Here is a 24520-nt window from a genome sequence, read left to right on the forward strand (position 1 = left end):
CATTAAAATAGAGTATCAGTACAGCATGCAAGGAGGGATTGTATGTCAAAAAAAGAACAGCGCAAATCTCAGCTGCAAACATTAAAATCCATAGACCCAATATCATATCAACAAAAATGTTTTCAAATAGAACAGCGTCTCTTTCATTCTTCTGAGTGGAAGAATAGCCAAGTGGTTGCGGTAACCGTTTCTAAACCCCCTGAACTTGATACTTGGAATATCATCAAGAGAGGCTGGGAAGAGGGGAAAACAGTGGTTGTTCCCAAGTGTCTCCCGCAGAAAAGGCAATTGATTTTTTATAAATTGAGTGATTTTCACCAATTGGAACAATCCTATTTTCACTTATATGAACCAGATCCGGATGAGTCCACATCCGTACATAATGAATCGATACAATTAATGATTGTCCCGGGTTTAGCCTATACCATAAAGGGTTATCGACTTGGATTTGGCGGAGGATATTATGATCGTTTGCTTGCTGGTTTTTCAGGAACGGTGATGTCCCTTGCATTTGAAGAACAAATGGTCGATGCTCTGCCGGTGGAACCCTTCGATATGAAAGTTTCAACCATCCTTACGGAAAAGAGACGGATTCACTGTGATGAGTGAGTATTCTTTTCTTATTCTTTTTATTCTTGCCATTTCCTTTGGTGGGTGGAAGACTAAGAATTTAAGTCCATCAGGGGCTGTGATGGCTGTGGTGATCGGCCTCATCATTGGTAGTGCTTATGGATTCAAGGGGCTGTTTGTATTAGGGGTCTTCTTTCTTTCAGCGAGCATTTGGTCCCGCCTATTTAAGAATAGCAAGGTCGGAATCGAGGACAGGCTGGCCAAGACGTCTATCAGGGATTGGCAGCAGGTATTGGCAAACGGAGGTCCAGCTGCCTTATTCGCCTTGCTGTTTATTATGACGGGTGAAGAGGTCTTCACATTTGCTTTTGCCGCGTCGATTGCAGGTGCGAATTCAGATACATGGGCTTCTGAAATTGGACCCCTAAGTCACAAAAGGCCGCTTTCTGTCAGGTCGTTAAAGAGAGTTCCAAAAGGAACATCGGGAGCCATTTCTTTCATCGGTACTTTAGCGGCTGTCGCTGGGGCCGCCATTATTTCTCTGACTGCACTTCTCATGCTTGGCACGATGGATCTCACCCTGTTTATACTGATCACTCTTTCTGGTTTTGCCGGAAACCTCCTGGACACGTTTCTAGGTGCATTCGTGCAACTAGATTACAGGTGTAGAGTGTGCGGTTTTCATACCGAATCAAAGGTGCATTGCGGAAGACAAACCGAGAGAACGAAGGGCTACTGGATGAATAATGAGCTTGTGAATGCTCTTTCAAGCCTTTTGGCGGGAGTGCTCCTTCTTTTCGTCTTCTGGAAGTAGTAAAAAAATACCGGAAAGTATCATTTAGGTGGATAAGCGAATCGGTTATGAACCAAACTACTATCAGGAGGGATCATGATGAACGGATGGACAAAATGGATAGTGTTGGGCGGTTTGGTACTCTTTCTGATTCCAAATCGATATCGCTTGTTAAACCTGTTATTAGGGAATTTCCTTATTCGCAAATTTGCCGTGAAAGCAGCGATGGGAGTACCCGGTATCCGCTCTAAATTCATTCAAGGTGCATTTCGGTCTTGATTGAAGAGAAGACTGCAGAAGGGAATATCCTCTTCCTGCAGTCTTTTTTGTTTACACTTTAAAAACAGGTTCGGTATAGTATGGGTATATATATGCTCTTTAACATAAAAGAAATCAGAAGTACATCAATCATTCGAGTAATCTGAAGAGAGTATAAGAAAGTAGTGGATGTTGTGGATTTACGGTATCATTATTTATTTTGGAAAGCCGCCTACTATCTGGTGGAATATAAGCATTATCGAATAGTAAAGCTTTCCCCAGACCAGGATGAGATATGGCTGGAGAATTCGAGAATCAAAGAAGCAAATATCGTCCGAATCGTGCGAAAGGACCTGGATTGGGGAAACTGGGTCAAGCGGGATTTGGAATTGACTTCTGTCAATGGAGAAAAAATTAAGAGATCCCTGGGGAAACGTCAATTACATGTTAAAAACCTTTACATATCAACTTTTCCCCCTGTCGATGGTGATCCAGATTTATTCCAGGATCCTGTGGAACGTGGAAAGACAATTATTCAGCCAATCCTTCTTCATGGTGACGAAAGTGTAAAAGTGCTGAAAAATGATCCTTTATTCAACGGAGGGGACTGGGAGCTTCCGCCTGAAGTACTTGAAGCGAATGTCAATTGGATTAAAAATATGACACTGACTTCTTCTAACAAACAGCTTCAGAAAGAGAGACAGCTATTTGAGAGGGGAAAGCCGTTTTTCACTTATTTCTTCATAGCCGTTCAAGTAATCATGTTTTTTATCCTAGAAATGAATGGTGGGAGTAAGGATCCCCAAACTCTCATACAGTATGGTGCAAAATATAATCCCCTTATGATTGAAGGGGAGTGGTGGCGCCTCATTACCCCCATCTTCCTCCATATAGGATTATTACATCTGCTCATGAATACACTGGCCCTGTTTTATCTGGGAACGGCTGTGGAGAAAATGTTCGGACGGATACGGTTCGTTCTTATTTATATGCTGTCGGGAATTGCAGGGACGCTTGCCAGCTTCCTGTTTACATCCAATCTTTCAGCCGGGGCAAGTGGAGCGATCTTTGGATGTTTTGGTGCTCTCCTTTATTTTGGCGTATTGCACCCAAACGTTTTCTTCCGTACCATGGGAGCCAATATCATCGGAGTTATCCTCTTGAATCTTGCCCTCGGTTTCTCGCTGCCCGGCATTGATAATGCAGGGCATATCGGAGGGCTTATAGGAGGATTTCTTGTAGCAGGTATTGTCAGCCTGCCTCACACTTTCCGTCCTGTCCGTCAGATTCTATTTCTTCTGGTGTGCATTTTACTCACGGGGATATTGATCTCTCGTGGGATCGGAACGGATACAACGAAATGGGATGTTGATACTGTTAACGGGGTAGCGCAGGAAAAATTATCGAACCAAGAATGGGAAGAAACCGAACAGCTTCTTCTTCCGGTGGTGGAAGAAGGGGCCCCGAATGCCCAAACCTATTTCTTCCTATCCTATGCTGAAATCAAGCAAAACAAACTGTCACTTGCGAAAAAACACTTGATGGCAGCAGTAGATGAAGATTATACGTTTCATGAAGCTCATTATAATCTGGCATTGATCCTGATTGATACAGGGAATAGGGAAGAAGCCCTCCTACATGCAAAAAAAGCCTATGAATTAAATAGGCAGGATGAAAAATATGAAAAGCTTTATAAAGAATTACAGCAGGATCGTTAAGGAGATACCTGCTGCCTGAGTAGAGAAGCTTCCCCGTTTTGATCGATGAGCAACACGAGGACTTCTGATTTGTCTTTTTTCACTAATAGTAGGGGGATGGCACTATCGATGGATTCGACAACAGAGCCGTCCTCTTTTTTTATACCCAGATAATAGTTTTTATACAGTCCCTCCCACAGATTACCGATCAAACGATCCCATTCTTGCCGGGAGAAGCCTTCCAAAGGACGGTTATCGAACTTTGGCAGTTCAGTCAGCGGAATGGATGTATATTTATCGACGTGGAGATCCATGGAAGTGAGCGCTTTTTCCCAAAGGTACTCAAGCTGTTGGGTCGTCACTTTGTCCAGGATGTCCTTCCACTCTTTTTCTGCATCCGTCCCGGGTTGCCTGAAGGCATTTAACGGACTGAAATTCGAATCAATTACGTACAACGTATCTTCAGACATCTTCTGAGCACTGGTGAAATCTGTATCTGTTTCATGTATTTCGGAATAATGGAAAGAAACCGCTTGGAGAAGACTGCTTTCTTTCCCCTTTATGGTTGATTCCTCTACGATTTGATCAGTATCTTGTTCCCACTCATTCATCTTCCCTTTCAATCTTCCGTTCATATATATAAAGCCGACATCCTGACGTAAATAAGCAGGAGTGTCCAATTTTGAAGAAACCTTCCAATCTACATAATAATGATCATTCTTCTTCTTTGGATCTAGCATTAGGATCGTTGTTGCCGATTCATACGAGACATTTTCATTGATAGGAAAAAAAATGATGCTTTCTCTCGTTTGGGGTTTGTAAAAAAATTGAATGCCGAGAGCGACTATACACATGATCACCAGAAAGGGCATTGCTTCCTTCAGTCTATGCTTCATATCTTTCACTCCAGTGGTTTGTCCATTTTGTACATAGTATGAAGTGAGGCAAATGAATATGATTGGATGTATGGTTTCCGGTTTCATTGTCCAATATGGTAAAGATGGAAATTCATGTAAAGGTACTAGGGGTGAAGGCTAATGTCAAATGAAAAGAAGAAGCCTGTCTCTACTCAGATTGAAGAAAACACCAATTATTTAAGGGATACCTTGGCTGTGGACAAGAGCTTTGATGTCATTCAATTGGATCTGGAGTATGCTGAGCGCAAGATGGCCATGTTTTTAGTGGATGGCTTTGTGAAAGATGATATTATGCATTATCTGATGAAGCTTTTATCAGGGCTCAGTCCTGAACAATTAGAAGAAGATACATTAGAGAAGCTATTGAAGACGTACATTCCTTATATAGAGATAGAACAAGTAGATGACTTGAATCAGGTGATTGATTTAGTATTAGCAGGTCCGACAGCCCTTGTGGTAGACGGTATTGATAAGGTCATTATGATCGATGCAAGGACGTATCCGGCCAGGGGTCCGCAGGAGCCCGATATTGAACGGGTTGTCAGGGGTTCAAGGGATGGATATGTGGAGACGATTGTCTTTAATACGGCATTGACGAGAAGGCGGGTGCGGGATCCTTCTCTTCGCATGGAATACATGCAAATAGGGAGAAGGTCGAAAACCGATATCGTGGTCAGCTATATAGAAGATATAGCCGATCCGAACCTGGTGCATAAAATCAAGGATGCCCTTTCAAAGATTGATACAGACGGACTTGCGATGGGTGAGAAGACGTTGGAGGAATACATCGCCGGACGTCATTGGAATCCCTATCCTTTGGTCAGGTACACAGAAAGACCCGATACAGCGGCAGCGCATCTTTACGAGGGGCACATCCTGATTATGGTGGATGGCTCCCCGAGTGTCATGATCACACCGACAACCTTTTGGCATCATCTGCAGCATGCCGAGGAGTATAGGAATAAACCTTCTGTAGGAGCTTACCTTCGCTTCGTAAGGTTCATTGCCGTATGGTCTTCGATCTTTTTACTGCCGCTTTATTATTTGTTTGCGATTCATCCGGAGCTTCTTCCGGAATCTTTGGCCTATGTGGGCCCTAATGATGTTGGGGAAGTCCCCTTATTCCTACAATTTCTAATCATTGAAATCGGAATAGATATATTAAGAATGGCGGCCATTCATACCCCGTCATCTCTGGCAACTGCCCTTGGACTCGTGGCTGCATTAATGATCGGTCAGGTTGCGGTGGAGGTTGGCCTCTTCATTAATGAAGTCATCCTTTATCTGGCAATAGCGGCGATCGGAACGTTCTCCACACCTAGTTATGAGATGAGCCTGGCCAATCGCCTGGTAAGGATATTCTTATTAATATGTACGGCTTTATTTGGAGTTTACGGGTTTGTAGTAGGTGTATTCATGTGGATCATCATGCTGTCAAGAATGAATTCGTTTGACATTCCATATATGTGGCCATTTATACCATTCAACTTCAGGGCGTTCAGAGATGTATTCCTCCGTTCACCCATGCCCCTTAAGAACAGGCGTCCGCGATTTCTTCATCCGAAAGACCCGGACCGGTAAAAAAGAGATTTCCCTAAAGGATCTTCCTTTAGGGAAATCTCTTTTTATGTTAAATGAACCTTTGGCAAGCGTCTGTTTTTTGATTGAGAAGAAAGCGGTTTTCACTTATACTTTATAGTGATGAATAGAAAGCAGGTGTATGGCATGAAAACGATTTATGATATCCAACAGTTACTAAAAAGTTATGGAACGATCATATATGTTGGACATCGTCTTTCCGACCTGCAACTGATGGAAGGCGAATTAAAAGAACTGTATCAATCTCAATTGATCGATACCCGTGATTTTCAGACTGCTTTATTGTTGTTGCGTCATGAAATAGAAATTGAAAAAGAAAAACAGGACAGGTGATCACAATGAAGGAAAAATGGTTAGTTGGAGTGGATTTAGGAGGAACGACTACAAAGATTGCGTTCTTGAGTAAATACGGTGAGCTTCTACATAAATGGGAAATTCCCACTGATAAATCGGAAAACGGAAAAAACATCATCGTGAATATTGCCAAAGCGATTGATAAAAAGCTTGAAGAATTGGATCAGAATAAGGATAAACTGGTCGGTATCGGAATGGGAGCGCCGGGCCCGGTTGATACGTCCAAAGGGATTATTTACGAAGCGGTCAATTTAGGATGGGAGAATAATACACCGTTAAAAGATCTGCTTGAAGTCGAAACGGGATTGCATGCAGTCATTGACAATGATGCAAACTGTGCTGCTCTTGGTGAAATGTGGAAAGGTGCAGGAGATGGTGCGAAGGATCTCGTATGTGTCACTTTAGGAACAGGTGTAGGAGGCGGTGTGATCACAAACGGAGATATCGTCCACGGTGTGAAAGGGGCTGGTGGAGAAATCGGCCATATCACAGTGGTTCCTGAGGGTGGATTCCAGTGTAATTGTGGAAAGACAGGTTGTCTAGAAACCGTTGCATCTGCCACCGGTGTCGTTCGCTTAGCCAATGAAAAACTGGATGCTGTTTCGGATGATTCCTCATTGCGAAAGCTTAGAGATTCTCATGGGTCGATCAATGCCAAGGACATCTTTGATGCAGCAAGAGAGAATGATGAACTTGCTCTGGCGGTCATCGATCAGTTAGCATTTTACCTCGGGTTATCCCTGGCTAATCTCGGGAATGGGTTGAACCCTGAAAAGATCGTAATCGGTGGAGGAGTATCGAAAGCAGGGGACATCTTATTAGAGCCGGTGGTGAAATTTTTTAAAAAGTTTTCATTTCCGACAGTACGTACCTCAACGAACTTGAGTATCGCTACCCTTGGAAATGATGCAGGAGTAATCGGTGCTGCGTGGTTAGTCAAGAATAAGATTTAATCTATAGAAACCAAATAGAAATGCAAAGAGAACTTTCCTGTATGGAAAGTTCTCTTTGTGTATAGACTATTCATTCTGAGTAGTCTGAAACACCTAGTGACCATTGGACTGTTTTTTTATAATCGTGTTTTTTTGAAACTTTTAACGGTTTCAACCGTCTAATAGGATGGGTAAGAGAATAAGACTTTAACCATTATACTCTTTCAATATGAATCTCGGTTTGACGATTTGTAAAAAAAGTATTAATATAAGTCAATAAATCACCGTTTATTACCTTATTTTACCAAAAAAAAGAAAGTGTTACATACGATTGAACCGTTTGTAGCAAGGAGGTTGAGTAAATGAATATAAGAAAGACACCAAAGGTACCGCTGGTTATTATAGCGGCCATTCTCCTCTGGATTAAAACGTATATTGTCTACAAAACTAGTTTCGATATAAAGATTGAAAACACACTACAGGAACTGATTTTATTTATTAACCCACTTAGTTTCTTACTTTTTACCTTCGGGATAGGATTACTTCTAAAGAAGGATAAGACACGAACCCGCTATATCATCACTGCGAGCTTCATCCTCTCTTTTATCCTATACGGAAACGTAGTATTTTATCGTTTCTTTGATGACTTTTTGACTTTGCCAGTCCTCTTTCAAACAAGCAATTTTTCTGATTTAGGTACGAGTGCCAGCGCCATCATGAGCTGGAAAGATCTATTCTATTTTTCTGATCTAATAGTGTTGATTCTCATCATTAAACTGAAACCAAGCTGGTTTTCTTTACAGAACTACTCCAGGGTCAATCGAAGAGCGTATTTCCTTGTTGCAACCGCGCTTGTTTTCTTTAACCTCGGTTTAGCTGAATCGGAAAGACCTCAATTACTGACCAGGACATTCGATCGTGAAATGTTGGTTAAGAATATCGGAACCTACAATTATCATGTATATGATATCTTCCTACAATCCAAATCATCTGCACAAAGAGCACTGGCAGACGGAAGTGAATTGGCGGATATTGATAACTACGTCAGGGCCGGTTACATCGAACCTAATAAAGAAATGTTCGGGGTAGCGAAAGACAAAAATTTGATCATTGTGTCACTTGAGTCACTACAAGATTTTGTCATCAATAGTGAAGTGAATGGACAAGAAATCACTCCTTTTTTGAATGATTTCATTGGTGAAAGCTACTACTTTGATCAATTCTATCATCAAACCCAACAGGGAAAGACGTCAGATTCAGAGTTCATTCTGGACAACTCCCTTTACCCATTGAACCGTGGTGCTGTATTCTTCACTCATTCAGGGAATGAGTTTGAGTCCATGACGGAAAAGCTTAGGGAAAACGGATATTATACAACAGCCATGCATGCGAACAACAAAAGCTTCTGGAACCGGGACATCATGTATGATTCCTTGGGGTATGAACGTTTTTATTCCTTACAGGATTATGATGTAACAGAAGAAAACTCAGTGAACTGGGGCATGAAAGATATTCCGTTCTTCGAGCAGTCGGTAGAGCATATGAAAGAAATGCCTCAGCCGTTCAGTACTAAGATGATCACGTTAACGAATCATTATCCGTTTACATTAGACGAAGAAGATAAATTGATCGATCCCTACACTTCGAAAGACGGTACGGTGAACAGGTACTTTCAAACCGTCCGTTATATGGATGAAGCTGTAAAGAACTTCATTAGGGACTTAAAGGAAGCAGGATTGTATGATAACTCGGTCATCGTGATGTACGGAGACCATTATGGGATCTCTGAGAACCATAATAAGGCGATGAGTCAATATTTAGGTAAAGACATCACACCATTTGTGAGCACTCAGCTTCAACAAGTGCCGATGATTATCCACGTCCCTGGCCAAGAAGGAAAGACCATTTCTAAAGTTGCTGGACAAATTGATTTAAAACCGACGATCATGCATCTTCTAGGAATTGATACGAAGAAGGACATTCAGTTTGGTTCGGATATTTTCTCCAAAGGTCATGAAGATCTGGCCATCCTCAGAGACGGCCGCTTTATTACCAAAGATTATGTCTATGCAGGAGAGCAATGCTGGAATAAAGAAACAGAAGAAGAAACAGATATGAAGTATTGTGAACCTTTTAAAGAGCGAGTGAATAATGAACTGGAATACTCTGATAAGATCATTTACGGTGATCTACTTCGCTTTTATGGAAAAACCGAATACAGGGATAATGATGAATCATAGATGAAAGGCTTGCGAATATTTCGCAAGCTTTTTTTGTCATGAATTTTAGAACCGTTCATACATGTAAGTAAGGACGTATGAATGGGGAGGTTCCATCATGAAAGTGAAAGTTCGTAGTGGCGATACCCTATGGTACTACAGCCAGCTGTTTTATATCCCGATCGCGCTCATCATTGATTCAAATCCTTCCGTCGATCCGAATAAATTGAAAATCGGTACAGAAATAGACCTTCCCGGTTTTAGGGAAGTAGACTATTCGATCAGACAAGGTGATACTTTTTGGTCCATCGCGAAAAAATGGAATATTGGTGTCGATGCCTTACTTCTTTTAAATGAAGGAGTAAATGCGAACGGCCTTCAAATAGGTTCAACGATTATCCTGCCGTCCAGGGTTGTGTCACCCATCGTCAATGGAAAACAGGCATATCATTCTAAGATACTCGGCGAAGATATTAGAAACCTTAAAAAGATTTATCCATTTATAAAAATAAGGAGTGTTGGTGAGAGCGTCCTCGGCATCGACCTTACGGAAATCAGGATAGGAACAGGAAAAAAGAAGGTTCATATGGATGCCTCTTTCCATGCGAATGAGTGGATTACCACCTCCATCCTCATGACCTTTATCAATGATTATTTGCTTTCCCTGACCAATAGCAGTCCGTTAAGAGGTATACAGGCAATGCCGATTTATGGTGGGGTGACAGTATCATTTGTACCTATTGTGAATCCGGATGGCGTTGATCTTGTACTGAATGGCCCCCCGAGTGAAAAAAGAAAAGAGTTAATTGCAATGAACCGTGGAAGTACTGTTTTTACAGGCTGGAAAGCCAATATCAGGGGAGTCGACCTGAATAATCAGTTTCCTGCAAAATGGGAAGTAGAGAAGGAAAGAAAAGAGGAAAAGGAACCGGCTCCAAGAGATTTCCCAGGATATAAGCCCCTCTCAGAGCCTGAATCCATCGCAATGGCTAAACTTGCCCGTCAGGAGAATTTCGACAGACTCCTTGCTCTGCACACACAGGGAAAAGAATTTTATTGGGGATACGAGGGACTTGAGCCTCCGGAAGCAGCCAAGCTCGCTGCGGATTTCACCAGGGTGAGTGGATATGAATCTGTCAGATACATTGATAGCTATGCAGGCTATAAAGACTGGTTCATTAAAGAATTTAAGAAAGCAGGATTTACTCTTGAGTTAGGAAAAGGGATCAACCCACTACCCCTCTCGCAATTCAACGAAATCTATCAAGACGTACTCGGCATCCTCCTCGTATCAATCTATCGATGGTACTAACAAAAACGCAGGCGGCTTGCACAGGCCCGACAAGCACAATTAGGAAATCCCAAAAGGTGTACTTTGCCTTATGGGATTTTTTAATGTGCCCTCGCTAGCTATCCACCACCCGACAAAAAGCAACGAAAAAGATAAGAAAATCCTCGAAAAGTCTTTTTGCATGTACAATAAATAACTATTGTAGAAAATCAAAATCAGGAGTAAAATAAATCATCATCCTAGTGATTACTAAACCATCGTGGTGACCAAAAAGGTGTGTATGGAAACATCTGGTCATCACTTTTTGAATTTTTTGTCATGTTTTTTTAATAGAATTGAAACATTCTTGCTTTTGAAACGTACTAATTAATATGGAATAAAAAAGGAGGGGGAAGTGGATGGAAAAAACGCAAATAAGCATTATTATGCTATTGATGATGTGTCTTCTATGGTTATCGGCATGCCAGCCGGAAGTAACGAAAACGTCCCCCTCTGAGAAAGTGAAGGCAGAGAAGAGAGAAATAGTGGCGGAAAGCCTACCAACCGATGGGTTTATCGAAAATGTCGGATGGATATCAAATTCAGAAATCCTTTCAATAAAAGAGGAGCAAGGACTTACTTCCCTTTACATCTACAATCTATACGACGATACCAGTCAGAAAATCTATGATGTCGAGTCCTCTTACGTGAGTTCAAGCATTTCACCGGATAAGACAAAAATCTTCATCCATTCATCTCCAACGTCCTATTCAGCAAAGGTGACAATCATAGACAAATCAGGAGATGTACAATTTCAAGAGGATGTTCCTTCCTACGACTTAACTCATGCTTGGAATCAATTCAATGAAGATGCAGTCTTAATGACAACTTTCAGTGAAGATTGGAGCTTTCAGGTATTTGAAATCAATATAAGGGAAAAGACAATGGCCCCGATTGAAGTAGAGCAGCCATTTGTTCAGTGGCAATCAAAATCCTCCGTCCTTTATCAGGATTGGAATAAGAAAGAAGTGAGTGTTTCAGCTCCTCTGATATCTCAAAATATCCTCGATAATGAGAAAGAAATGATTGTGGAGAATAGTGTCCACTTCAATCAATTTAGAAGTGTTTTGTTATCGGTCAATTCCCGTGAAGATGAAGGGCCGTTTACTTATCAGTTCATTAAACCAAACGGGGAGATCCAATCTCAATTCACAGTAGAATTATTGAGCAGATACTCTGATTGGTTGATCCCATATTATGATATGATAGAAAAGAGTGATCGATTGATTACCTTCGTATCAAACGAGCCTGGCTCCTTTGATACGTACACAGGGACGTTCTCTTTAAAGAGCTGGGACACAGTTACCGGTGAGGAGGAGGTTCTGTTTGAAAATCTTCCTTTAGAACCCATTCAGTGTTCACCGGATGGAGAGTTGTGTTTATATGGCAACCAGTTTGAAAAAATAATTGATATGAAGAAACAGAAAATCGTTCAACTACTAAAAGAAGAAGGAGCAGATATATAATGGCGATTGTCGATGTAACAGTTATACCAATCGGAACGGAATCCCCGAGTGTAAGTTCGTATGTTGCAAATCTGCACAATATTCTAAAGGGATACGAAGAGGAAGGAAAGATCCGGTTCCAGCTTACTCCTATGAATACAATTATTGAAGGGGAACTTCCCATTCTTTTTCAAGTGATACAGGAAATTCATGAATCCCCGTTCCAGCAGGGAATTCAAAGGGTGGCCACTAATATCAGAATTGATGACCGTAGGGATAAGAAAACGACCATGGAAGGTAAACTGTCCTCCGTTCAAAGTAAATTAGAGAAATAGAGCATAGAAAAGAGTGGGCACTTTCATTAGTGCCCACTCTTTTTTTAGGATCCGTCAAGCTTCTTCGCTTTCTATAAGGACTTCATTTTTGTCAGGGTAGGTTTTTTCAATATGCTGCTCCCCCCATGCACATAGCATATCCAATGGCTCTTTAAGTGACCATCCGTACTCCGTCAGTTCGTACTCCACCTTTGGGGGCACTTGGTTATAAATAATCCGGTTGATGACTCCATCCGCTTCCAGTTCCCTCAATTGCTGGGTAAGCATTTTCTGTGTTATGCCGGGCATCAGCCGTTTTAATTCACTGGTCCTCCGCTTGTTTTTAATCAGATGACAGAGGATCACAACTTTCCACTTGCCGCCAATTACTTCCAAGGAAGCTTCTACGGGAATATTGTATTTCTTCATTGTATAAACCTCCTCTTCATGATTGAACTATTTATAGAATCGGCTTCTGTGAAAGGGTTTATCCCAAACACTCCAATGTATTTTTCACTATGATTATAACGTACATATTCAAAAGGTCCATAAGGTACTTTTTAGTGCCTATACAAGTCAGACAATTAAAAAGCCTTCCATTCAAAATGGAAGGCTTTTTAAAGTGAAACATGTTTAATTAATGACCACCTGGGTAACCAGAGTGAAGGACAGTCATAATTGTAAACCATCCAAAAACACCTAATGTTGCCAATGAGAACAGGATTCCCATTGCATTCTTGTTTTTGAAAGTGCTTACTACTGCGAATAAAGCTAATAATGTAACCAGTGAAGTAATAATTACAAGACCCATTTATATGACCCCTTTCATTAAAATGCGTTTTACTGACTCTATTGTAACAATATGTACATAAATGCACTCATTAACATTTTATAGGTTTTTGATCCGTTTGTCGAGGTCTAAAAGTTTGACACTTCTATGTCGAGTACATGGACCATATTTTTATGAAGATGAAAGTTCTGATACAATAATAGTATTACAAATGGAGGTGGAAGCGTTGCAGTGGAAACAAATTCCTTTAGGACCTTTGCAAACTAACTGCTATATCATATGGAATACAGATAACGAGTGTCTGGTAATCGACCCAGGTGGAGAAGGGGAGAAGCTGATTCATTGGCTGGAAGGCGAGTCGTTGTCCCCGTTAGCCATTCTTCTCACACATGCTCATTTTGACCATATCGGAGCGGTCGACCATATCAGGGACCACTTTGACATCCCAGTTTATATACATGAGAAAGAGGCTCAGTGGTTATTAGATCCCTCGTTGAATGGTTCACAGTTATTCATGATGAGCGAATTAATCAGAATAAAACCTGCGGATTACATATTAACAAATGAAAAACAGTTGAACATTGGAGGCTTTCAGTTGCAATTATTTGAAACGCCTGGCCATTCCCCAGGAAGTATTTCTTATTATGTACAAGAAAGTGAAATTGTATTAGCAGGAGATACATTATTTATGGGAAGTATCGGACGATCTGACTTACCGGGAGGAAATCAGAAAGAGCTGTTGGCAAGCATCCATGATAAGTTATTGACCTTGCCTGAAAACACAGTAGTTCTACCCGGTCACGGCCCTGAAACGACCGTAGAATCTGAGATGGATTCCAATCCATTCTTAAACGGATTCTAAAAAAATCCCTTCAGCAATCAGCTGAAGGGATTTTTTTTAGTGTCCTCCTGCACCCGGAGTCATCATAAAGGTCGTCCAATAAGTAAAACCTGCAAAGAACACTGTTAAGTATGCACCGAAAACATAAATATACATGCGTTCGGACAGTTTTAAGTAGCTAAGCATAATGAAGAATCCAGTTTGGCCTAAAAAGATTAGTGAAGTTGTGGTCATATCACCTAGATAGAACATAACAGCAAAAATCCCAGTCCAAAACCCAAGAACTCTAAACATACGATCCATATGTAACCCTCCTTTGCACCCTAAGTCCATCACTCAATATTATAAATGAATACTACCATAAAAGTAAATAAGTGTTTGATGTTAGTTTGTGACGAATAGGTGTTATCTAGTCGTAAAACAAATAATTCTATGAAATTTCTCCTTGTTAGTCCGCTCCCTATGCAATGATTTGTAAACCCTTGTGAAAAATTGTTCACAAATTACCAAGTGAAAATACTGTACAAAAGTTATACAGTTGATGTACAATTTGTTTAACGAAGAAATGTAAGCTTAATTTTAAGGAGGTCAAGAAAGTGAATAACCTGACATTCTTTACTTATCCAAGTTGTACCTCTTGCCGTAAAGCCAAAAAGTGGTTAACTGCACATTCCGTAGATTTTGATGAGAGACACCTATTTAGAGAGACGCCAACTCCTAGAGAGTTAATGGATCTTTTATCCCTTACGACCGATGGACTTGATGAGATTCTTGCAACTAGAAGCCAAACCTTCAAAGATCTGGGGAAAGACGTAAACGATTTGCCTCTATCGGAAGTGATTAAATTGATCATTGATGAACCAAAGCTTCTTCGCAGACCTCTACTGACGGACGGGAAAAAACTGGTGGTCGGCTACAACCCGGAAGGACTACAGAGCATTGCTACAAAAAACAGGTCATTGAAGAAAAGTAGTTGAATATTGAAATTGAAAAGGCAGACACTTGAATGTCAAGTGCCTGCCTTTTTGGTGTGTTTTAGGGTCGGGGGAAACCCCTACCGCTTTTCTACTTGTCTAGCTGCGGGGCTTAGAGGCTCGAGGTCATAAGCTAAGGCACCCAAAAAGGCAAAGAACGCCTTTCCGGGTGCCTCATCTTATGCTTGTCGCCTCTGGGCAAAGCCCCTCCGCTTTTTGATTGTCTAGCTACAGGGGCTTGGGGCTCGAGGTCATAAGCCAAGTAACCCAAAAAGGCATAGAACGCCTTTCTGGGTTACTCGTCTTATGCTTGTCGCCCCAGTACGAGCCCCTTCCGCTTTTCTACATGTCCAGCTCCGGCGGCTAGCCCCTCGAGGTCATAACTGAAAAATCCCATAAGGCAAAGTGCGCCTTTTGGGATTTCCAGTTGTGCTTGTAGGGGCTGAACAAGCCGCCTCCGCTTTTCTGTTATCCAGCTGCGGGGCTTAGAGGCTCGAGGTCATAAGCTAAGGCACCCAAAAAGGCAAAGAACGCCTTTCCGGGTGCCTCATCTTATGCTTGTCGCCTCTGGGCAAAGCCCCTCCGCTTTTAGTACTGGGCTAGCTGGATTCGAACCAACGCATGTCGCAGTCAAAGTGCGATGCCTTACCGCTTGGCTATAGCCCATTGAATAATCTTTACAAAATATAGTATGGATTTATTTCCACGTTCTATTCATATGTTTTTTTAAATATCAAGAATCTTTTTATATGATTCTTGGGATGCATGGTCTTCGGTGAAAATGGTTTGGTTGATAGTGAAAGTAGTATGGGGAATAGGTGAATTGTGTTTCCCGTGCTGGAGGATACCTCTCCGGTTCTAAGCAACTCGGACCGATGTAAGTGCTTGGCTTTACTTTTTCTGTCGTTTTGATCCATGCGCTTTCATTCATGCAATAATTCTTGGCCATGACGCTCGAGGGGGTGAATGTTAATATATCAGACCCCAGGATCACTTCGGGGACAGGAGAATTGAATATGGCAAGTAGGTGAGTACGATCCTTTGTTGCTTCCTCATAATGCCACCATCCTTGAGGTATATTTGCCACTTGTCCTGGAGACAGACGATAATTCAGTAATTCCTTCGTGAATGGATTGAGAATGGACACAGTGGCCGCTCCTGAAATGCAATAAACAAGCTCTGCTGCATTTTGATGGTAGTGGGGCTCCACGAAATTGTTTTTACTTAAATAGATATCGAGAAGAGAAGTATTATCCAATGTATTTAACTGATCGACACCTAAAATATTGATCAGGTTTTGGTTATCTTTTTTAAAAAGGGGACTATTGTTCACATCATATGAAAACTGTGCTTCGGGTGAAGTGTAATCCATATATTTGGTCATGGGAAGGGTCACCGCTTTCTTTTCAATGAAGGTTTTAACTCTTTTAATATATGGTTAGGCATGTAAAATGTGAATGCTTCATAAGAGATAGCTGAAAAAGGTCGAAAGAAAAAACTGGAAAAAAGAAGGATTTTTCCATTTAATGTCGTATATCTTAAGTTAAGAATTCAGAAAGGTGGTGCACCTCCATATTTCATTCAGTAGAATCCTTATCGGAAGTGATGATCGGAGAAGCTTTCAGCGATGATGCGACAGATGTTCATCTTATTCCAAGAACGAAAGATTATTTGATTCAATTCAGAAAACCGGGGGGATTGGTTCCCTTCCAGACCATAGACCCGGATCAGGCGGATCGCTTGATTGCCCATATGAAATTCAGGGCTTCCATGGATATTGGAGAAAAACGCAAACCTCAAAGCGGATCCTTCACCCTTACCGTACGAAACACCCCTCTTTCTCTCAGAATCTCCACCCTGCCAACAACCCACTTGAAAGAAAGTCTCGTCATTCGTATACTCCCTCAAAAATATCAGATTCCTATTGAGAAGATGTCACTTTACCCATCTTCCGCAAAAAAACTGCTTGCTTTTCTCATGCATTCACATGGCCTCATCTTATTCACAGGACCGACAGATAACGTTATATAAATACTAATAAAATTCTACATTAGAAATAACCACTAAATCCTTACCGTTCTTATGTTTATCCGGTCTCTTAGGAGGTTGAGGTACTAATGTAAAATTGATCTTTCTAATAAACCTAGAAATGAATTGTTTTTTCTCCTCAGTTGTAAGAAATAAAAAACTTTGATTGAATGTGAATATGATATTTTTGATTGCTTCTGTGTCCAGCTGCACAGGAGCTTTTAATCTTGATATCTCATTTTTTATCTGGTCATACGCAGTCATTGTTTCTTTCATTCTTTCCTCGAATTCTTTATCTGTAATTAAGTCGTTTGCCCAGGCTTTCTGAAACTTCTCCCTTTTCTTTTCAATCTGTTGTTGCTGTTTCAATAGATTATCTCGTTCATTAGTTTGCTTTTGAGGTACTTCGACGTCTTCAATTACTACGTCCTTCATGTATTCCTTCAGAGCATCAATAACGCGATTTTCCCCTATGGAGGTCATTTTGTTTCCTTCTTTCCAACAAGCCTGGCATTTATATAAGGCACTTTGATAAGAGGTACCGTCCATCTTTTTCCTAAGATATCTATTTACAGAGAGCGACCGATCACATATAGGACAGGAGAGAATGCCTTGAAATAGATAAGTGTTTTTTACCTCACGTCGGTGATGAACAGAACGATCCGCAAGAATATCTTGTATCTTTTTGAAATCAGCTTTAGAAATCAATCCCTTATGAGTATTTTCAAACACTTTGTCATTCCAACGAGTTGCCCCATAAATAGCTGGATTTCTAAAAATTCGAAGGACTCCTTGAGCATGCCACTTACGATGGTCATAACGCAGATTTAAGTGATCCGCAATTCTTTTTGCTGACATCCCTGACTTTAATAGATCAATCATTTCTAGGACGATTTTAGATTGTTCATTTTTTACTAACTTTTCTTCTTCAGATAGATCAAACCCGAATGGGACATTCCCTACACGTTCACCATCAGATACTTTTTCTTCAAGTGCCATTTTTACTCGCTCAGAAAGGTTCTCACGCTCCCATTGAGCTAGAAGAGCAACTAGACCTATAAACATCCTACCCATAGCATTAGATGTGTCATATATCTCTGTGGCAGATTTAAAGGCACATTGATGCTTATCTAAGAAGTCGAGGAGGGTATAAAGGTCCATAACCGATCGGGTGAAACGGTCTAGTCTATAAACTAAAATAGTTGCAATTGTGCCGGCCCTCACATGATCCAGGAGCAATTGCAATTGAGGTCTATCAGTGTTCTTGGCAGAAACACCTTCATCCACATAAAATTTATATTCAGTCCATCCCTGAGCGGCGCAGTATGCAGTTAGTCGCTCTCTTTGTGCAGCAATTGAATATCCTTCCTTAGCTTGCTCTTGTGTACTGACACGTATATAAATTCCTACAGTCAAGTTAATACCTCCCTTAAATGTATTAGTAATTACTGTTATGTAAAAAAGCGGTAGATAATTGGATGAACCGGGTATATAATTAAAAGTGTTCGGTAAATGTTGCGAACATGCACCTTACGGTCGGGACGGTGCATAAAAAAACCGTCCGATCCTTAACTGGTCGATTACTTAATGGTTTTCTTCCACTCATACAAATCTTCAATATGACATCCGAAGACAACAGCAATGTTTTTTAGATTCTTTAAATCAGGTTTGTTAATGCCTTTTTCATATTTAGAAATATTAGATCGGTCTACACCTGATTCATTAGCTAAATCACTTTGTGTCATATCGAATTGTAATCGCCAGTCGCGGATTTTACACCGGCCGACCGTATACAACCTTATCACCACCTTACATAACAAAAATGGGGGATAAAAAAATGAAAAAGCTATCATCTGATACACTAAATAAAATGATTAAATTAATTGCATATAGTGAAAACACAAGAAAGATTAAGGCTCAAAAATGACTTTAACTACTTTCCCAATAATTCGTGAACTTTTTTGAAAGGGGATAGGTGCGTATTTTTCGTTTGTAGAAACTAACCACACAGATCCGTCTTCATATTTTTTTACTTTCTTTAATGTAGCATCGTCTCCATTTACATTAACTACTGCAATTTCTCCGTTTTCAACTTCTGGTTGTAATTTTACTAAGACTTTATCGCCTGGATAAATACGACTACCTTGCATTGAATCTCCTTTAACCACTAACATAAAATGTTCTTTGTCATAATCCCCTGGAACAACTTCGTAATCAATTATATGTTCATCAGCAAAGATAGGCTGACCAGCTGCAATGTAACCCAATATCGGGATAAGAACGCTTTTTTCAGTAGGTACAATATCATCTTTTTTATAGTAGTTACTTTTAGTTTCAATAAAATATAATTGGTTTTCTTTCTTCTTTTCTTTAAAAGCATCATCTTTTTTTAATATCATTAAAAAATCTATTTTCTCTTGGAAATTTAAATTATCGTATATAACTTTCCACGTATTTTGATCCTTTAAATCTTCTTTATTAAAGAAATCATCCTCATTTTCCAATTCGGGAATCTCACTAAGTAAATATTTACAGTACTTTTCGAGAACTTCTCCATCTTCAGAAATACCACTAATAAATTGGTCAAATGTATAATCGAAGATCTTCTCAATATTATCAGTATTATTCATTAAATCTATGGCTTCATCATCTATTTCTTCGTTGATATATCCTGCCATTTTCATTAAGTCAGTATAGGAAGTATCAAGATGAGGGGCTAATTTTTTTATTATCTCTGGAGAAGGCTTTCCTCTTTTACCGTTTTCTAATTGAGATAAGTAAGCATTTGAAACTCCTGATAAGTTTTCTAATTCTCTAATTTTCAAACCCTTAGTGAGACGCAATTTTTTTAGTTTTTGTCCAAATTTCTTTTCATCAAAAACTTGTATATCATTCATTGAAATATCACCTCGCTGAAAACATTATAACGTAATGAATTAACTTTTGTTAGCATTATGTTCAAAAAAATATAAAAATATGCTTGCTAAAGTTAGCAAATGGTGGTAAATTGATTACAAGAGCAAGATAACAATAGCAAGCACTTGCTGGAAAGGAGGTCAAACTTCATTGAAAGTAAAGTTGAAAGATCCACAAATACTGAGGAAGTTGATTTTGCAAAACGGTCATTCGCAAAGATCTTTTTCAGAGCTTATTAAAATATCCAATCCATACTTAAATCAGATCATAAATGGAGAAAAGTTTTGTAGTGGAAAGGTGGCGAAGCAAATATCAGATGGATTGGAAGTTAGATTTGAAGATATTTTTTTTATCGAAGTTGCTTGCAATAGCAATCAAAAGGTGAAGGACATAAAACTTAATTAACTTGGATGGTGGATTTAATGGGGGAACAATCTAAAACAGAAACAACTTCACCAAAGATTAGTTCAGAAACGATGAAAGAAATGGCAGCATTTTTTGCTAGAACCTCGATACCCAGGATTATTGAACAAAAGAGAAATGAAGAAAAAAACTCAATAGGTTAAATCTTAAGAGCTGTAAGCAGCTCACTTCTTTTTACCACATATGCGAAATTTGATGATTTCTATTAGGAATAAAAAGTTTCATAGCTTCATATACTTAAATTTTTTTCAAAGGGAGATGGATGATATGAAAAACTTCACATTATCTGCAAGTCGTTTAATGAATGCTGGGGAAGTTAGAAATCTGTGTAAGGAAATGAGGGATAACCCAACGTTCCTGTTGGCTGTTGAAATTAAAGCTAAGAATTTGATGGCCGAAAAAATGGGAATTAGTCATTCAGCATAATGAAATCAATCGCTTGAAAGGGGGTGAAAAATTGCAAGGGTACCTGGACGATCGAGGTGAGTTAATAGAAATTTCTTGGGAACAATATCAGTTCTTTTTATGGAATGGATTTCCAGAAGGAGCAGTGATCGTAAAGGCTCCAGAAGGACCACATGAAAAATGACCCGTGCTGCAACACGAGTCATTAAGCAAGGTGATTCTCCAATTTGCGCAATTAAATTGTACTTGAATCACCAACCAAAATCAAATGGAGGGTGAAAAAATGCAAATCGTTTTTAAAACACTAACGCTTGAAAATTTTAAAAATCATAAATCAGTCACAGTGAATTTTGGTGATGTTACGTATATCCAAGGTCGTAACGGTGCAGGGAAGTCCTCGATCGGAGATGCAATCTCCTGGGTGCTATTCGGTACGGATATTTCAGGGAGCAAGTTGGATCCTCGGCCAATTGATTCTGGAGAAGGTACTGAATCAAAAGTTGAATTATTGGTCAGCATTGCCGGCAAGGATGTCTTGTTCGGACGCACTCAAAAGAAAACGGCTAAGTATTTCATCAATGAGGTTCCTAAAAAAGCAACTGAGTTCAATGAATTCTTAGAAAATCAGTTTGATAAGAATCTATTCCTATCGCTGTTCAATCCTGGCCACTTTTTTACTCAGCATTGGCAAGATCAACGTAATCAGCTGCTTCATTATGTAAGCGAACCATTGAATAAAGAAGTGCTGGCTGAGTTATCTCAAATAGACCGCGAACGTCTTGAGGAGCCATTAAAGAAGCACTCACTTGATGACTTGGAAAAACTCCATCGTGAAAAAGTGCGCTCGAGTGATAAGACATATGAGAGAGCAGCTGAGCGTGCCGTAACTCTTGAAGAACAAATGTCAAAGCAAAGTAACAAAATAGATAATGTTGAACATTTCAAGAAAGAGGTTGAGCTTCTACATAAGAAGCGCACTGAAATCGATGAAGAGAATGAAAAGGTCCAGAAGATCATTATCGAACGTAATCGCTTGGAGGGACAGATTGATAATTTAACATCACAGGTTGCTAACCAGAAAGCACTGGTCCAAGGAATTAAAGAAGAATCGATTAAGGAGCTATGTTCCACTTGCGGCCAACCTTTGGACGAACCATCTATTCAGAAGGTAAAGGAAGACAGGGTGAAGCGATTCAATAAAGAAGTCGCAAAAGGCAAAGATCTTGTTCGAAAAGTGAATGAGTTGAAAGCAAAGCTCACTGACTATCCTGAACCAGCTGAAATCAACCGTGCTGAGTTAAATGAAATTGAAGATAAATTGATGCAGCTACAAATGGCGATCAGGGATTCAGAGCAATCAGCAAACTTGGAATCTGATCATAAGGAAGCAATGGAGAAGAAGGAAGCCCTTCGAAAAGAACTGGTCACTTCAAAGGCAATTGTGGACGCGATTAAAGAATTTAAGTCAAAACGATCTGAACTGATGGTGAGCAAGGTCGATGATTTGTTCATGACGATCTCGGTCAAACTCTATGAAACTCTCAAAAATGGAGAAGAGAGAGCTACATTCGAGATTGAAATGGATGGTAAGCCTTACAGCAAGCTTTCCACAGCAGAGAAGATTAAGGCAGGATTGGAGCTGATTGAGGTGCTGAGTAAGCAATCTGAGGTGATTGCACCGACATTCGTGGATAATGCTGAATCAATTTTGAACTTTACCGCGCCGGCTGGGCAGTTGATTGTGGCAAGGGTGAAGGATGAGGACTTAAACATTAAATATGTGGAGGGGAACAAATAATGGCAACAGTTAAAGTTGAATTAGAGCTTGACTGGATTAACGAGGAAGAAACTCTTGATGAAGCAATTAAGGAACAGGTTATCAACAACCTGCAAAATAGATTAATCCAAAACGCAGAGAATCAAATCACCCATAAATTAAATGCTGAATTAAAAGAAATCGCTGATCGTGTTACATCAAGTTTCATTGAGAAGACTCTCGAAACGAAGATTGAAGATCTGAAAATACCTCATAAGACTAATAGCTGGGGTTCAGAAGTTGAATATATTCCAATTAGTCAATACATCGGTAGAAAGTACGAAGCACACCTTACCAAAAAGGTGCTTGATGAACATGGAAGGGAAGCTAAATACAACAGTGATGCAAGGTTATCGATTAGTGAATATTTCATTAATAACTATCTAGCTAAAGAACTGACTGGAAAAGTAAGTGCTATGATCCAAACGGCTCGTAAGGATGCAGAGGAGTCAATCGTGAAGGCTCTGGAGAACAACTTAAAAGAGCAATTGTCTGTGGACATCATTGAAAGACTTAACATCCCCAAGATGTTAGAAAGTCTGCAAAATAGAGCTGCTGAAATTGATACCAAGGAATAAGGGGTGCCAGCATGAACCAACCAATCAACATCTGTACCAATTCAAACTGTGAGCGACCAATTTACATAGGTGACCAGGTATGGCACAGGGGAAAAGATTTGTTCTGTAAACTCGGTTGCCTGGTCCAAATGATGAAGGAGGAAAAGGAATGAGTAAAAATCAATTATCCGCAATCAACACTCAAGAATTCGAAAATGTTTTCACTCAAAAGGAGTTGGAGGTCGTTGTCAACTCAATTGCTAAAGGTGCCACTAACGAGGAGCTGGCCCTGTTCATTCAAATCTGTAAGCAGAATAACCTAAACCCATTTAAAAATCACATCTACTTCATCAAGTACGGCAATCAAATGAGCATTCAAGTGTCTGTGGAAGGAATCCAATATCTTGCCCAGCAGCGTGAAGATTATAAAGGGGTAACGGTTCAACTGGTACACGAAAACGATGACTTTGAAATCGGGGTGGATCCAGAGACACAGGAGCTAAAGATTGAAAAGCATACAATTAAAATCCCTCGGGGCAAGGTGGCGGCGTCATATGCGATTGCCAAGCGCGAAGGGTATCCAGACAAAGTAGTAGTCATTGAGGCAGACGAGGTTGAGCACCTTCGAACAAAGTCAGGGTCCCAATGGAAAACATACTACAATGACATGTTCAAAAAGCACGCTCTGAAACGTGCATTGAAGCTCCAATTCGGTATTGATGTGGATGATGCTACGGGTGCCCAGGAAGATACCGTGGATCCTTACCAGCCAAGAGAAAGAAAGGATATCACTCCTGATTCTTTCGATGAGCAGGACCCCGGGGAAGTGGTCGATGAAGAAGATCAGCTGAAAGAAGCTTGGGATGGAATTAATCAAAAGGTGAAAAAATCATCGCTTGATAAAAAGATTGTCACTGATTTGGTTAAAGAGAATTTCAACAAGAAGCCTGCCGATTTGACTCTAAGCCAGGTGACCGGTCTTTCTAAGCTTGTTGACCTAAAAATCAATGAAGCTAGTAAAAAAGCAGAAGCAATCGAAATGGAATTCGACTTCCAAGAAGGTCAATTGGACTGATAAACAGTGAACGATCAATACAGAGTCCTTCTCCCTAAATGGATATGGGGAGAAGGCGGGCAGTAAAGAAGAGGCTAAGCAATTCATTAAGGACTACATGAAGCACTATCCTCATTACAGAGTGGTTGCGGTTAAAGATGGTTTTGCAATTTGTCAACGAACGGAAATATAGAGAATAGGGGTGAGGTGCCATTTCAGTAGCAGGGTGGGTAAAGGTTCATCGGAAATTACTCCAAAGTGATATATTCCAAAATGAAAAAATGTTGA

At 40.2% G+C, this 24520-nt stretch carries 29 protein-coding genes and 1 tRNA gene; 21 read left to right on the forward strand and 9 right to left on the reverse strand.

What is annotated here, in order from left to right:
• Positions 1-42 precede the first annotated feature (42 nt).
• The 4 genes from LCL96_RS03915 to LCL96_RS03930 all read left to right on the forward strand — a co-directional run bounded on the left by LCL96_RS03915 (position 43) and on the right by LCL96_RS03930 (position 3339).
• The gene (locus LCL96_RS03915; protein ID WP_224940137.1) at positions 43-609 is read left to right on the forward strand and encodes a 5-formyltetrahydrofolate cyclo-ligase; all 567 of its coding nucleotides are present in this window, start codon (positions 43-45) and stop codon (positions 607-609) included.
• Positions 602-1384, forward strand: coding sequence for a DUF92 domain-containing protein (locus LCL96_RS03920; RefSeq protein WP_224940138.1), 783 nt, complete (start codon positions 602-604; stop codon positions 1382-1384). Before LCL96_RS03915 ends, LCL96_RS03920 begins: the two co-directional genes overlap by 8 nt.
• A 75-nt stretch (positions 1385-1459) precedes the next feature.
• Positions 1460-1642 (forward strand): hypothetical protein, encoded by a 183-nt coding sequence (locus LCL96_RS03925; protein WP_224940139.1) that lies wholly within the window; start codon positions 1460-1462, stop codon positions 1640-1642.
• A 173-nt stretch (positions 1643-1815) separates the two neighbouring features.
• The gene (locus LCL96_RS03930) at positions 1816-3339 is read left to right on the forward strand and encodes a rhomboid family intramembrane serine protease (RefSeq protein WP_224940140.1); all 1524 of its coding nucleotides are present in this window, start codon (positions 1816-1818) and stop codon (positions 3337-3339) included.
• Here LCL96_RS03930 and LCL96_RS03935 read toward each other — a convergent pair.
• Positions 3336-4214 carry a hypothetical protein gene (locus tag LCL96_RS03935; RefSeq protein ID WP_224940141.1) on the reverse strand — a complete coding sequence of 293 codons (879 nt, stop codon included), beginning with the start codon at positions 4212-4214 and terminating at the stop codon, positions 3336-3338. The genes LCL96_RS03930 and LCL96_RS03935 overlap by 4 nt on opposite strands.
• Positions 4215-4355: 141 nt before the next feature.
• Between LCL96_RS03935 and LCL96_RS03940 the strand changes: the two genes are divergently transcribed.
• The 7 genes from LCL96_RS03940 (at position 4356) to LCL96_RS03970 (ending at position 12449) form a co-directional block, all read left to right on the forward strand.
• Positions 4356-5816: a spore germination protein gene (locus tag LCL96_RS03940; protein ID WP_224940142.1), complete on the forward strand. Its 1461-nt coding sequence runs from the start codon at positions 4356-4358 to the stop codon at positions 5814-5816.
• A gap of 144 nt (positions 5817-5960) precedes the next feature.
• Positions 5961-6167: a YqgQ family protein gene (locus LCL96_RS03945; protein WP_224940143.1), complete on the forward strand. Its 207-nt coding sequence runs from the start codon at positions 5961-5963 to the stop codon at positions 6165-6167.
• A 5-nt stretch (positions 6168-6172) separates the two neighbouring features.
• Positions 6173-7141 carry an ROK family glucokinase gene (locus tag LCL96_RS03950; protein ID WP_224940144.1) on the forward strand — a complete coding sequence of 323 codons (969 nt, stop codon included), beginning with the start codon at positions 6173-6175 and terminating at the stop codon, positions 7139-7141.
• 341 nt (positions 7142-7482) lie between these two features.
• Positions 7483-9360: an LTA synthase family protein gene (locus tag LCL96_RS03955; protein WP_224940145.1), complete on the forward strand. Its 1878-nt coding sequence runs from the start codon at positions 7483-7485 to the stop codon at positions 9358-9360.
• 97 nt (positions 9361-9457) lie between these two features.
• A complete protein-coding gene (locus LCL96_RS03960; protein ID WP_224940146.1) occupies positions 9458-10651 on the forward strand; it encodes a M14 family metallopeptidase in 1194 nt (397 codons plus the stop codon).
• 377 nt (positions 10652-11028) lie between these two features.
• Positions 11029-12135: a hypothetical protein gene (locus tag LCL96_RS03965; RefSeq protein WP_224940147.1), complete on the forward strand. Its 1107-nt coding sequence runs from the start codon at positions 11029-11031 to the stop codon at positions 12133-12135.
• The gene (locus tag LCL96_RS03970) at positions 12135-12449 is read left to right on the forward strand and encodes an MTH1187 family thiamine-binding protein (protein WP_224940148.1); all 315 of its coding nucleotides are present in this window, start codon (positions 12135-12137) and stop codon (positions 12447-12449) included. The genes LCL96_RS03965 and LCL96_RS03970 overlap by 1 nt, the downstream gene beginning before the upstream one ends.
• Before the next feature lie 54 nt (positions 12450-12503).
• Here the strand turns inward: LCL96_RS03970 and LCL96_RS03975 are convergent, their stop codons facing one another.
• Together LCL96_RS03975 and LCL96_RS03980 are read right to left on the reverse strand one after the other, a co-directional pair.
• Complete coding sequence (locus LCL96_RS03975; RefSeq protein ID WP_224940149.1) at positions 12504-12857, reverse strand: winged helix-turn-helix transcriptional regulator; 354 nt, start codon at positions 12855-12857, stop codon at positions 12504-12506.
• 208 nt (positions 12858-13065) lie between these two features.
• Positions 13066-13239, reverse strand: coding sequence for a DUF2759 domain-containing protein (locus LCL96_RS03980; protein ID WP_034757672.1), 174 nt, complete (start codon positions 13237-13239; stop codon positions 13066-13068).
• 205 nt (positions 13240-13444) lie between these two features.
• Here LCL96_RS03980 and LCL96_RS03985 point away from each other — a divergent pair, with 205 nt between their 5' ends.
• A complete protein-coding gene (locus tag LCL96_RS03985; RefSeq protein WP_224940150.1) occupies positions 13445-14080 on the forward strand; it encodes an MBL fold metallo-hydrolase in 636 nt (211 codons plus the stop codon).
• Between the two features lie 36 nt (positions 14081-14116).
• On the opposite strand, the gene LCL96_RS03990 is transcribed toward LCL96_RS03985, so the two are convergent.
• A complete protein-coding gene (locus LCL96_RS03990; protein WP_034757675.1) occupies positions 14117-14362 on the reverse strand; it encodes a DUF2626 domain-containing protein in 246 nt (81 codons plus the stop codon).
• A gap of 293 nt (positions 14363-14655) precedes the next feature.
• On the opposite strand from LCL96_RS03990, the gene LCL96_RS03995 reads away from it, so the two are divergent.
• The gene (locus LCL96_RS03995) at positions 14656-15036 is read left to right on the forward strand and encodes a Spx/MgsR family RNA polymerase-binding regulatory protein (RefSeq protein WP_224940151.1); all 381 of its coding nucleotides are present in this window, start codon (positions 14656-14658) and stop codon (positions 15034-15036) included.
• 591 nt (positions 15037-15627) lie between these two features.
• Here LCL96_RS03995 and LCL96_RS04000 read toward each other — a convergent pair.
• Together LCL96_RS04000 and LCL96_RS04005 are read right to left on the reverse strand one after the other, a co-directional pair.
• Positions 15628-15699 (reverse strand) — tRNA-Gln (locus tag LCL96_RS04000).
• A 79-nt stretch (positions 15700-15778) separates the two neighbouring features.
• Positions 15779-16417 carry a cupin domain-containing protein gene (locus LCL96_RS04005; RefSeq protein WP_224940152.1) on the reverse strand — a complete coding sequence of 213 codons (639 nt, stop codon included), beginning with the start codon at positions 16415-16417 and terminating at the stop codon, positions 15779-15781.
• Positions 16418-16638: 221 nt separating this feature from the next.
• Here LCL96_RS04005 and LCL96_RS04010 point away from each other — a divergent pair, with 221 nt between their 5' ends.
• A complete protein-coding gene (locus LCL96_RS04010; RefSeq protein ID WP_224940153.1) occupies positions 16639-17064 on the forward strand; it encodes an ATPase, T2SS/T4P/T4SS family in 426 nt (141 codons plus the stop codon).
• Positions 17065-17067: 3 nt separating this feature from the next.
• On the opposite strand, the gene LCL96_RS04015 is transcribed toward LCL96_RS04010, so the two are convergent.
• The 3 genes from LCL96_RS04015 to LCL96_RS04025 form a co-directional block, all read right to left on the reverse strand.
• On the reverse strand, positions 17068-18477 hold the full coding sequence (locus tag LCL96_RS04015; RefSeq protein ID WP_224940154.1) for a recombinase family protein: 1410 nt from the start codon (positions 18475-18477) through the stop codon (positions 17068-17070).
• Between the two features lie 164 nt (positions 18478-18641).
• Positions 18642-18857, reverse strand: a complete 216-nt coding sequence (locus LCL96_RS04020) for a helix-turn-helix transcriptional regulator (RefSeq protein WP_224940155.1) — start codon at positions 18855-18857, stop codon at positions 18642-18644.
• A 114-nt stretch (positions 18858-18971) separates the two neighbouring features.
• Positions 18972-19958 (reverse strand): helix-turn-helix domain-containing protein, encoded by a 987-nt coding sequence (locus LCL96_RS04025; RefSeq protein ID WP_224940156.1) that lies wholly within the window; start codon positions 19956-19958, stop codon positions 18972-18974.
• 169 nt (positions 19959-20127) lie between these two features.
• On the opposite strand from LCL96_RS04025, the gene LCL96_RS04030 reads away from it, so the two are divergent.
• From LCL96_RS04030 to LCL96_RS04055, 7 genes are all read left to right on the forward strand, one after another.
• Positions 20128-20382, forward strand: coding sequence for a helix-turn-helix transcriptional regulator (locus LCL96_RS04030; RefSeq protein ID WP_224940157.1), 255 nt, complete (start codon positions 20128-20130; stop codon positions 20380-20382).
• A 17-nt stretch (positions 20383-20399) separates the two neighbouring features.
• Positions 20400-20543: a hypothetical protein gene (locus tag LCL96_RS04035; RefSeq protein ID WP_224940158.1), complete on the forward strand. Its 144-nt coding sequence runs from the start codon at positions 20400-20402 to the stop codon at positions 20541-20543.
• A 124-nt stretch (positions 20544-20667) separates the two neighbouring features.
• Positions 20668-20826: a hypothetical protein gene (locus LCL96_RS04040; protein ID WP_224940159.1), complete on the forward strand. Its 159-nt coding sequence runs from the start codon at positions 20668-20670 to the stop codon at positions 20824-20826.
• Between the two features lie 31 nt (positions 20827-20857).
• Positions 20858-20989, forward strand: coding sequence for a hypothetical protein (locus LCL96_RS23375; RefSeq protein ID WP_263628054.1), 132 nt, complete (start codon positions 20858-20860; stop codon positions 20987-20989).
• A gap of 99 nt (positions 20990-21088) precedes the next feature.
• Positions 21089-22603 (forward strand): AAA family ATPase, encoded by a 1515-nt coding sequence (locus LCL96_RS04045; RefSeq protein ID WP_224940160.1) that lies wholly within the window; start codon positions 21089-21091, stop codon positions 22601-22603.
• The gene (locus LCL96_RS04050) at positions 22603-23199 is read left to right on the forward strand and encodes a hypothetical protein (RefSeq protein WP_224940161.1); all 597 of its coding nucleotides are present in this window, start codon (positions 22603-22605) and stop codon (positions 23197-23199) included. The genes LCL96_RS04045 and LCL96_RS04050 overlap by 1 nt, the downstream gene beginning before the upstream one ends.
• Positions 23200-23347: 148 nt before the next feature.
• The gene (locus LCL96_RS04055; RefSeq protein ID WP_224940162.1) at positions 23348-24253 is read left to right on the forward strand and encodes a RecT family recombinase; all 906 of its coding nucleotides are present in this window, start codon (positions 23348-23350) and stop codon (positions 24251-24253) included.
• Positions 24254-24520 lie beyond the last annotated feature (267 nt).

The sequence above is a fragment of the Rossellomorea aquimaris genome, assembly GCF_020172085.1.
Lineage (GTDB): Bacteria > Bacillota > Bacilli > Bacillales > Bacillaceae_B > Rossellomorea > Rossellomorea aquimaris_E.

Coding starts and splice junctions, on each gene's coding strand:
- LCL96_RS04050 (WP_224940161.1), top strand. CDS start 22,603: ATGGCAACAGTTAAAGTTGAATTAGAGCTTGACTGGATTAACGAGGAA.
- LCL96_RS03955 (WP_224940145.1), top strand. CDS start 7,483: ATGAATATAAGAAAGACACCAAAGGTACCGCTGGTTATTATAGCGGCC.
- LCL96_RS04045 (WP_224940160.1), top strand. CDS start 21,089: ATGCAAATCGTTTTTAAAACACTAACGCTTGAAAATTTTAAAAATCAT.
- LCL96_RS03950 (WP_224940144.1), top strand. CDS start 6,173: ATGAAGGAAAAATGGTTAGTTGGAGTGGATTTAGGAGGAACGACTACA.
- LCL96_RS03925 (WP_224940139.1), top strand. CDS start 1,460: ATGATGAACGGATGGACAAAATGGATAGTGTTGGGCGGTTTGGTACTC.
- LCL96_RS04040 (WP_224940159.1), top strand. CDS start 20,668: ATGAAAAACTTCACATTATCTGCAAGTCGTTTAATGAATGCTGGGGAA.
- LCL96_RS03990 (WP_034757675.1), bottom strand. CDS start 14,362: ATGGATCGTATGTTTAGAGTTCTTGGGTTTTGGACTGGGATTTTTGCT.
- LCL96_RS03915 (WP_224940137.1), top strand. CDS start 43: ATGTCAAAAAAAGAACAGCGCAAATCTCAGCTGCAAACATTAAAATCC.
- LCL96_RS04055 (WP_224940162.1), top strand. CDS start 23,348: ATGAGTAAAAATCAATTATCCGCAATCAACACTCAAGAATTCGAAAAT.
- LCL96_RS03940 (WP_224940142.1), top strand. CDS start 4,356: ATGTCAAATGAAAAGAAGAAGCCTGTCTCTACTCAGATTGAAGAAAAC.
- LCL96_RS03975 (WP_224940149.1), bottom strand. CDS start 12,857: ATGAAGAAATACAATATTCCCGTAGAAGCTTCCTTGGAAGTAATTGGC.
- LCL96_RS03945 (WP_224940143.1), top strand. CDS start 5,961: ATGAAAACGATTTATGATATCCAACAGTTACTAAAAAGTTATGGAACG.
- LCL96_RS04025 (WP_224940156.1), bottom strand. CDS start 19,958: ATGAATGATATACAAGTTTTTGATGAAAAGAAATTTGGACAAAAACTA.
- LCL96_RS03960 (WP_224940146.1), top strand. CDS start 9,458: ATGAAAGTGAAAGTTCGTAGTGGCGATACCCTATGGTACTACAGCCAG.
- LCL96_RS03970 (WP_224940148.1), top strand. CDS start 12,135: ATGGCGATTGTCGATGTAACAGTTATACCAATCGGAACGGAATCCCCG.
- LCL96_RS03920 (WP_224940138.1), top strand. CDS start 602: ATGAGTGAGTATTCTTTTCTTATTCTTTTTATTCTTGCCATTTCCTTT.
- LCL96_RS03980 (WP_034757672.1), bottom strand. CDS start 13,239: ATGGGTCTTGTAATTATTACTTCACTGGTTACATTATTAGCTTTATTC.
- LCL96_RS04005 (WP_224940152.1), bottom strand. CDS start 16,417: ATGACCAAATATATGGATTACACTTCACCCGAAGCACAGTTTTCATAT.
- LCL96_RS04035 (WP_224940158.1), top strand. CDS start 20,400: ATGGGGGAACAATCTAAAACAGAAACAACTTCACCAAAGATTAGTTCA.
- LCL96_RS03965 (WP_224940147.1), top strand. CDS start 11,029: ATGGAAAAAACGCAAATAAGCATTATTATGCTATTGATGATGTGTCTT.
- LCL96_RS04010 (WP_224940153.1), top strand. CDS start 16,639: ATGATCGGAGAAGCTTTCAGCGATGATGCGACAGATGTTCATCTTATT.
- LCL96_RS03935 (WP_224940141.1), bottom strand. CDS start 4,214: ATGAAGCATAGACTGAAGGAAGCAATGCCCTTTCTGGTGATCATGTGT.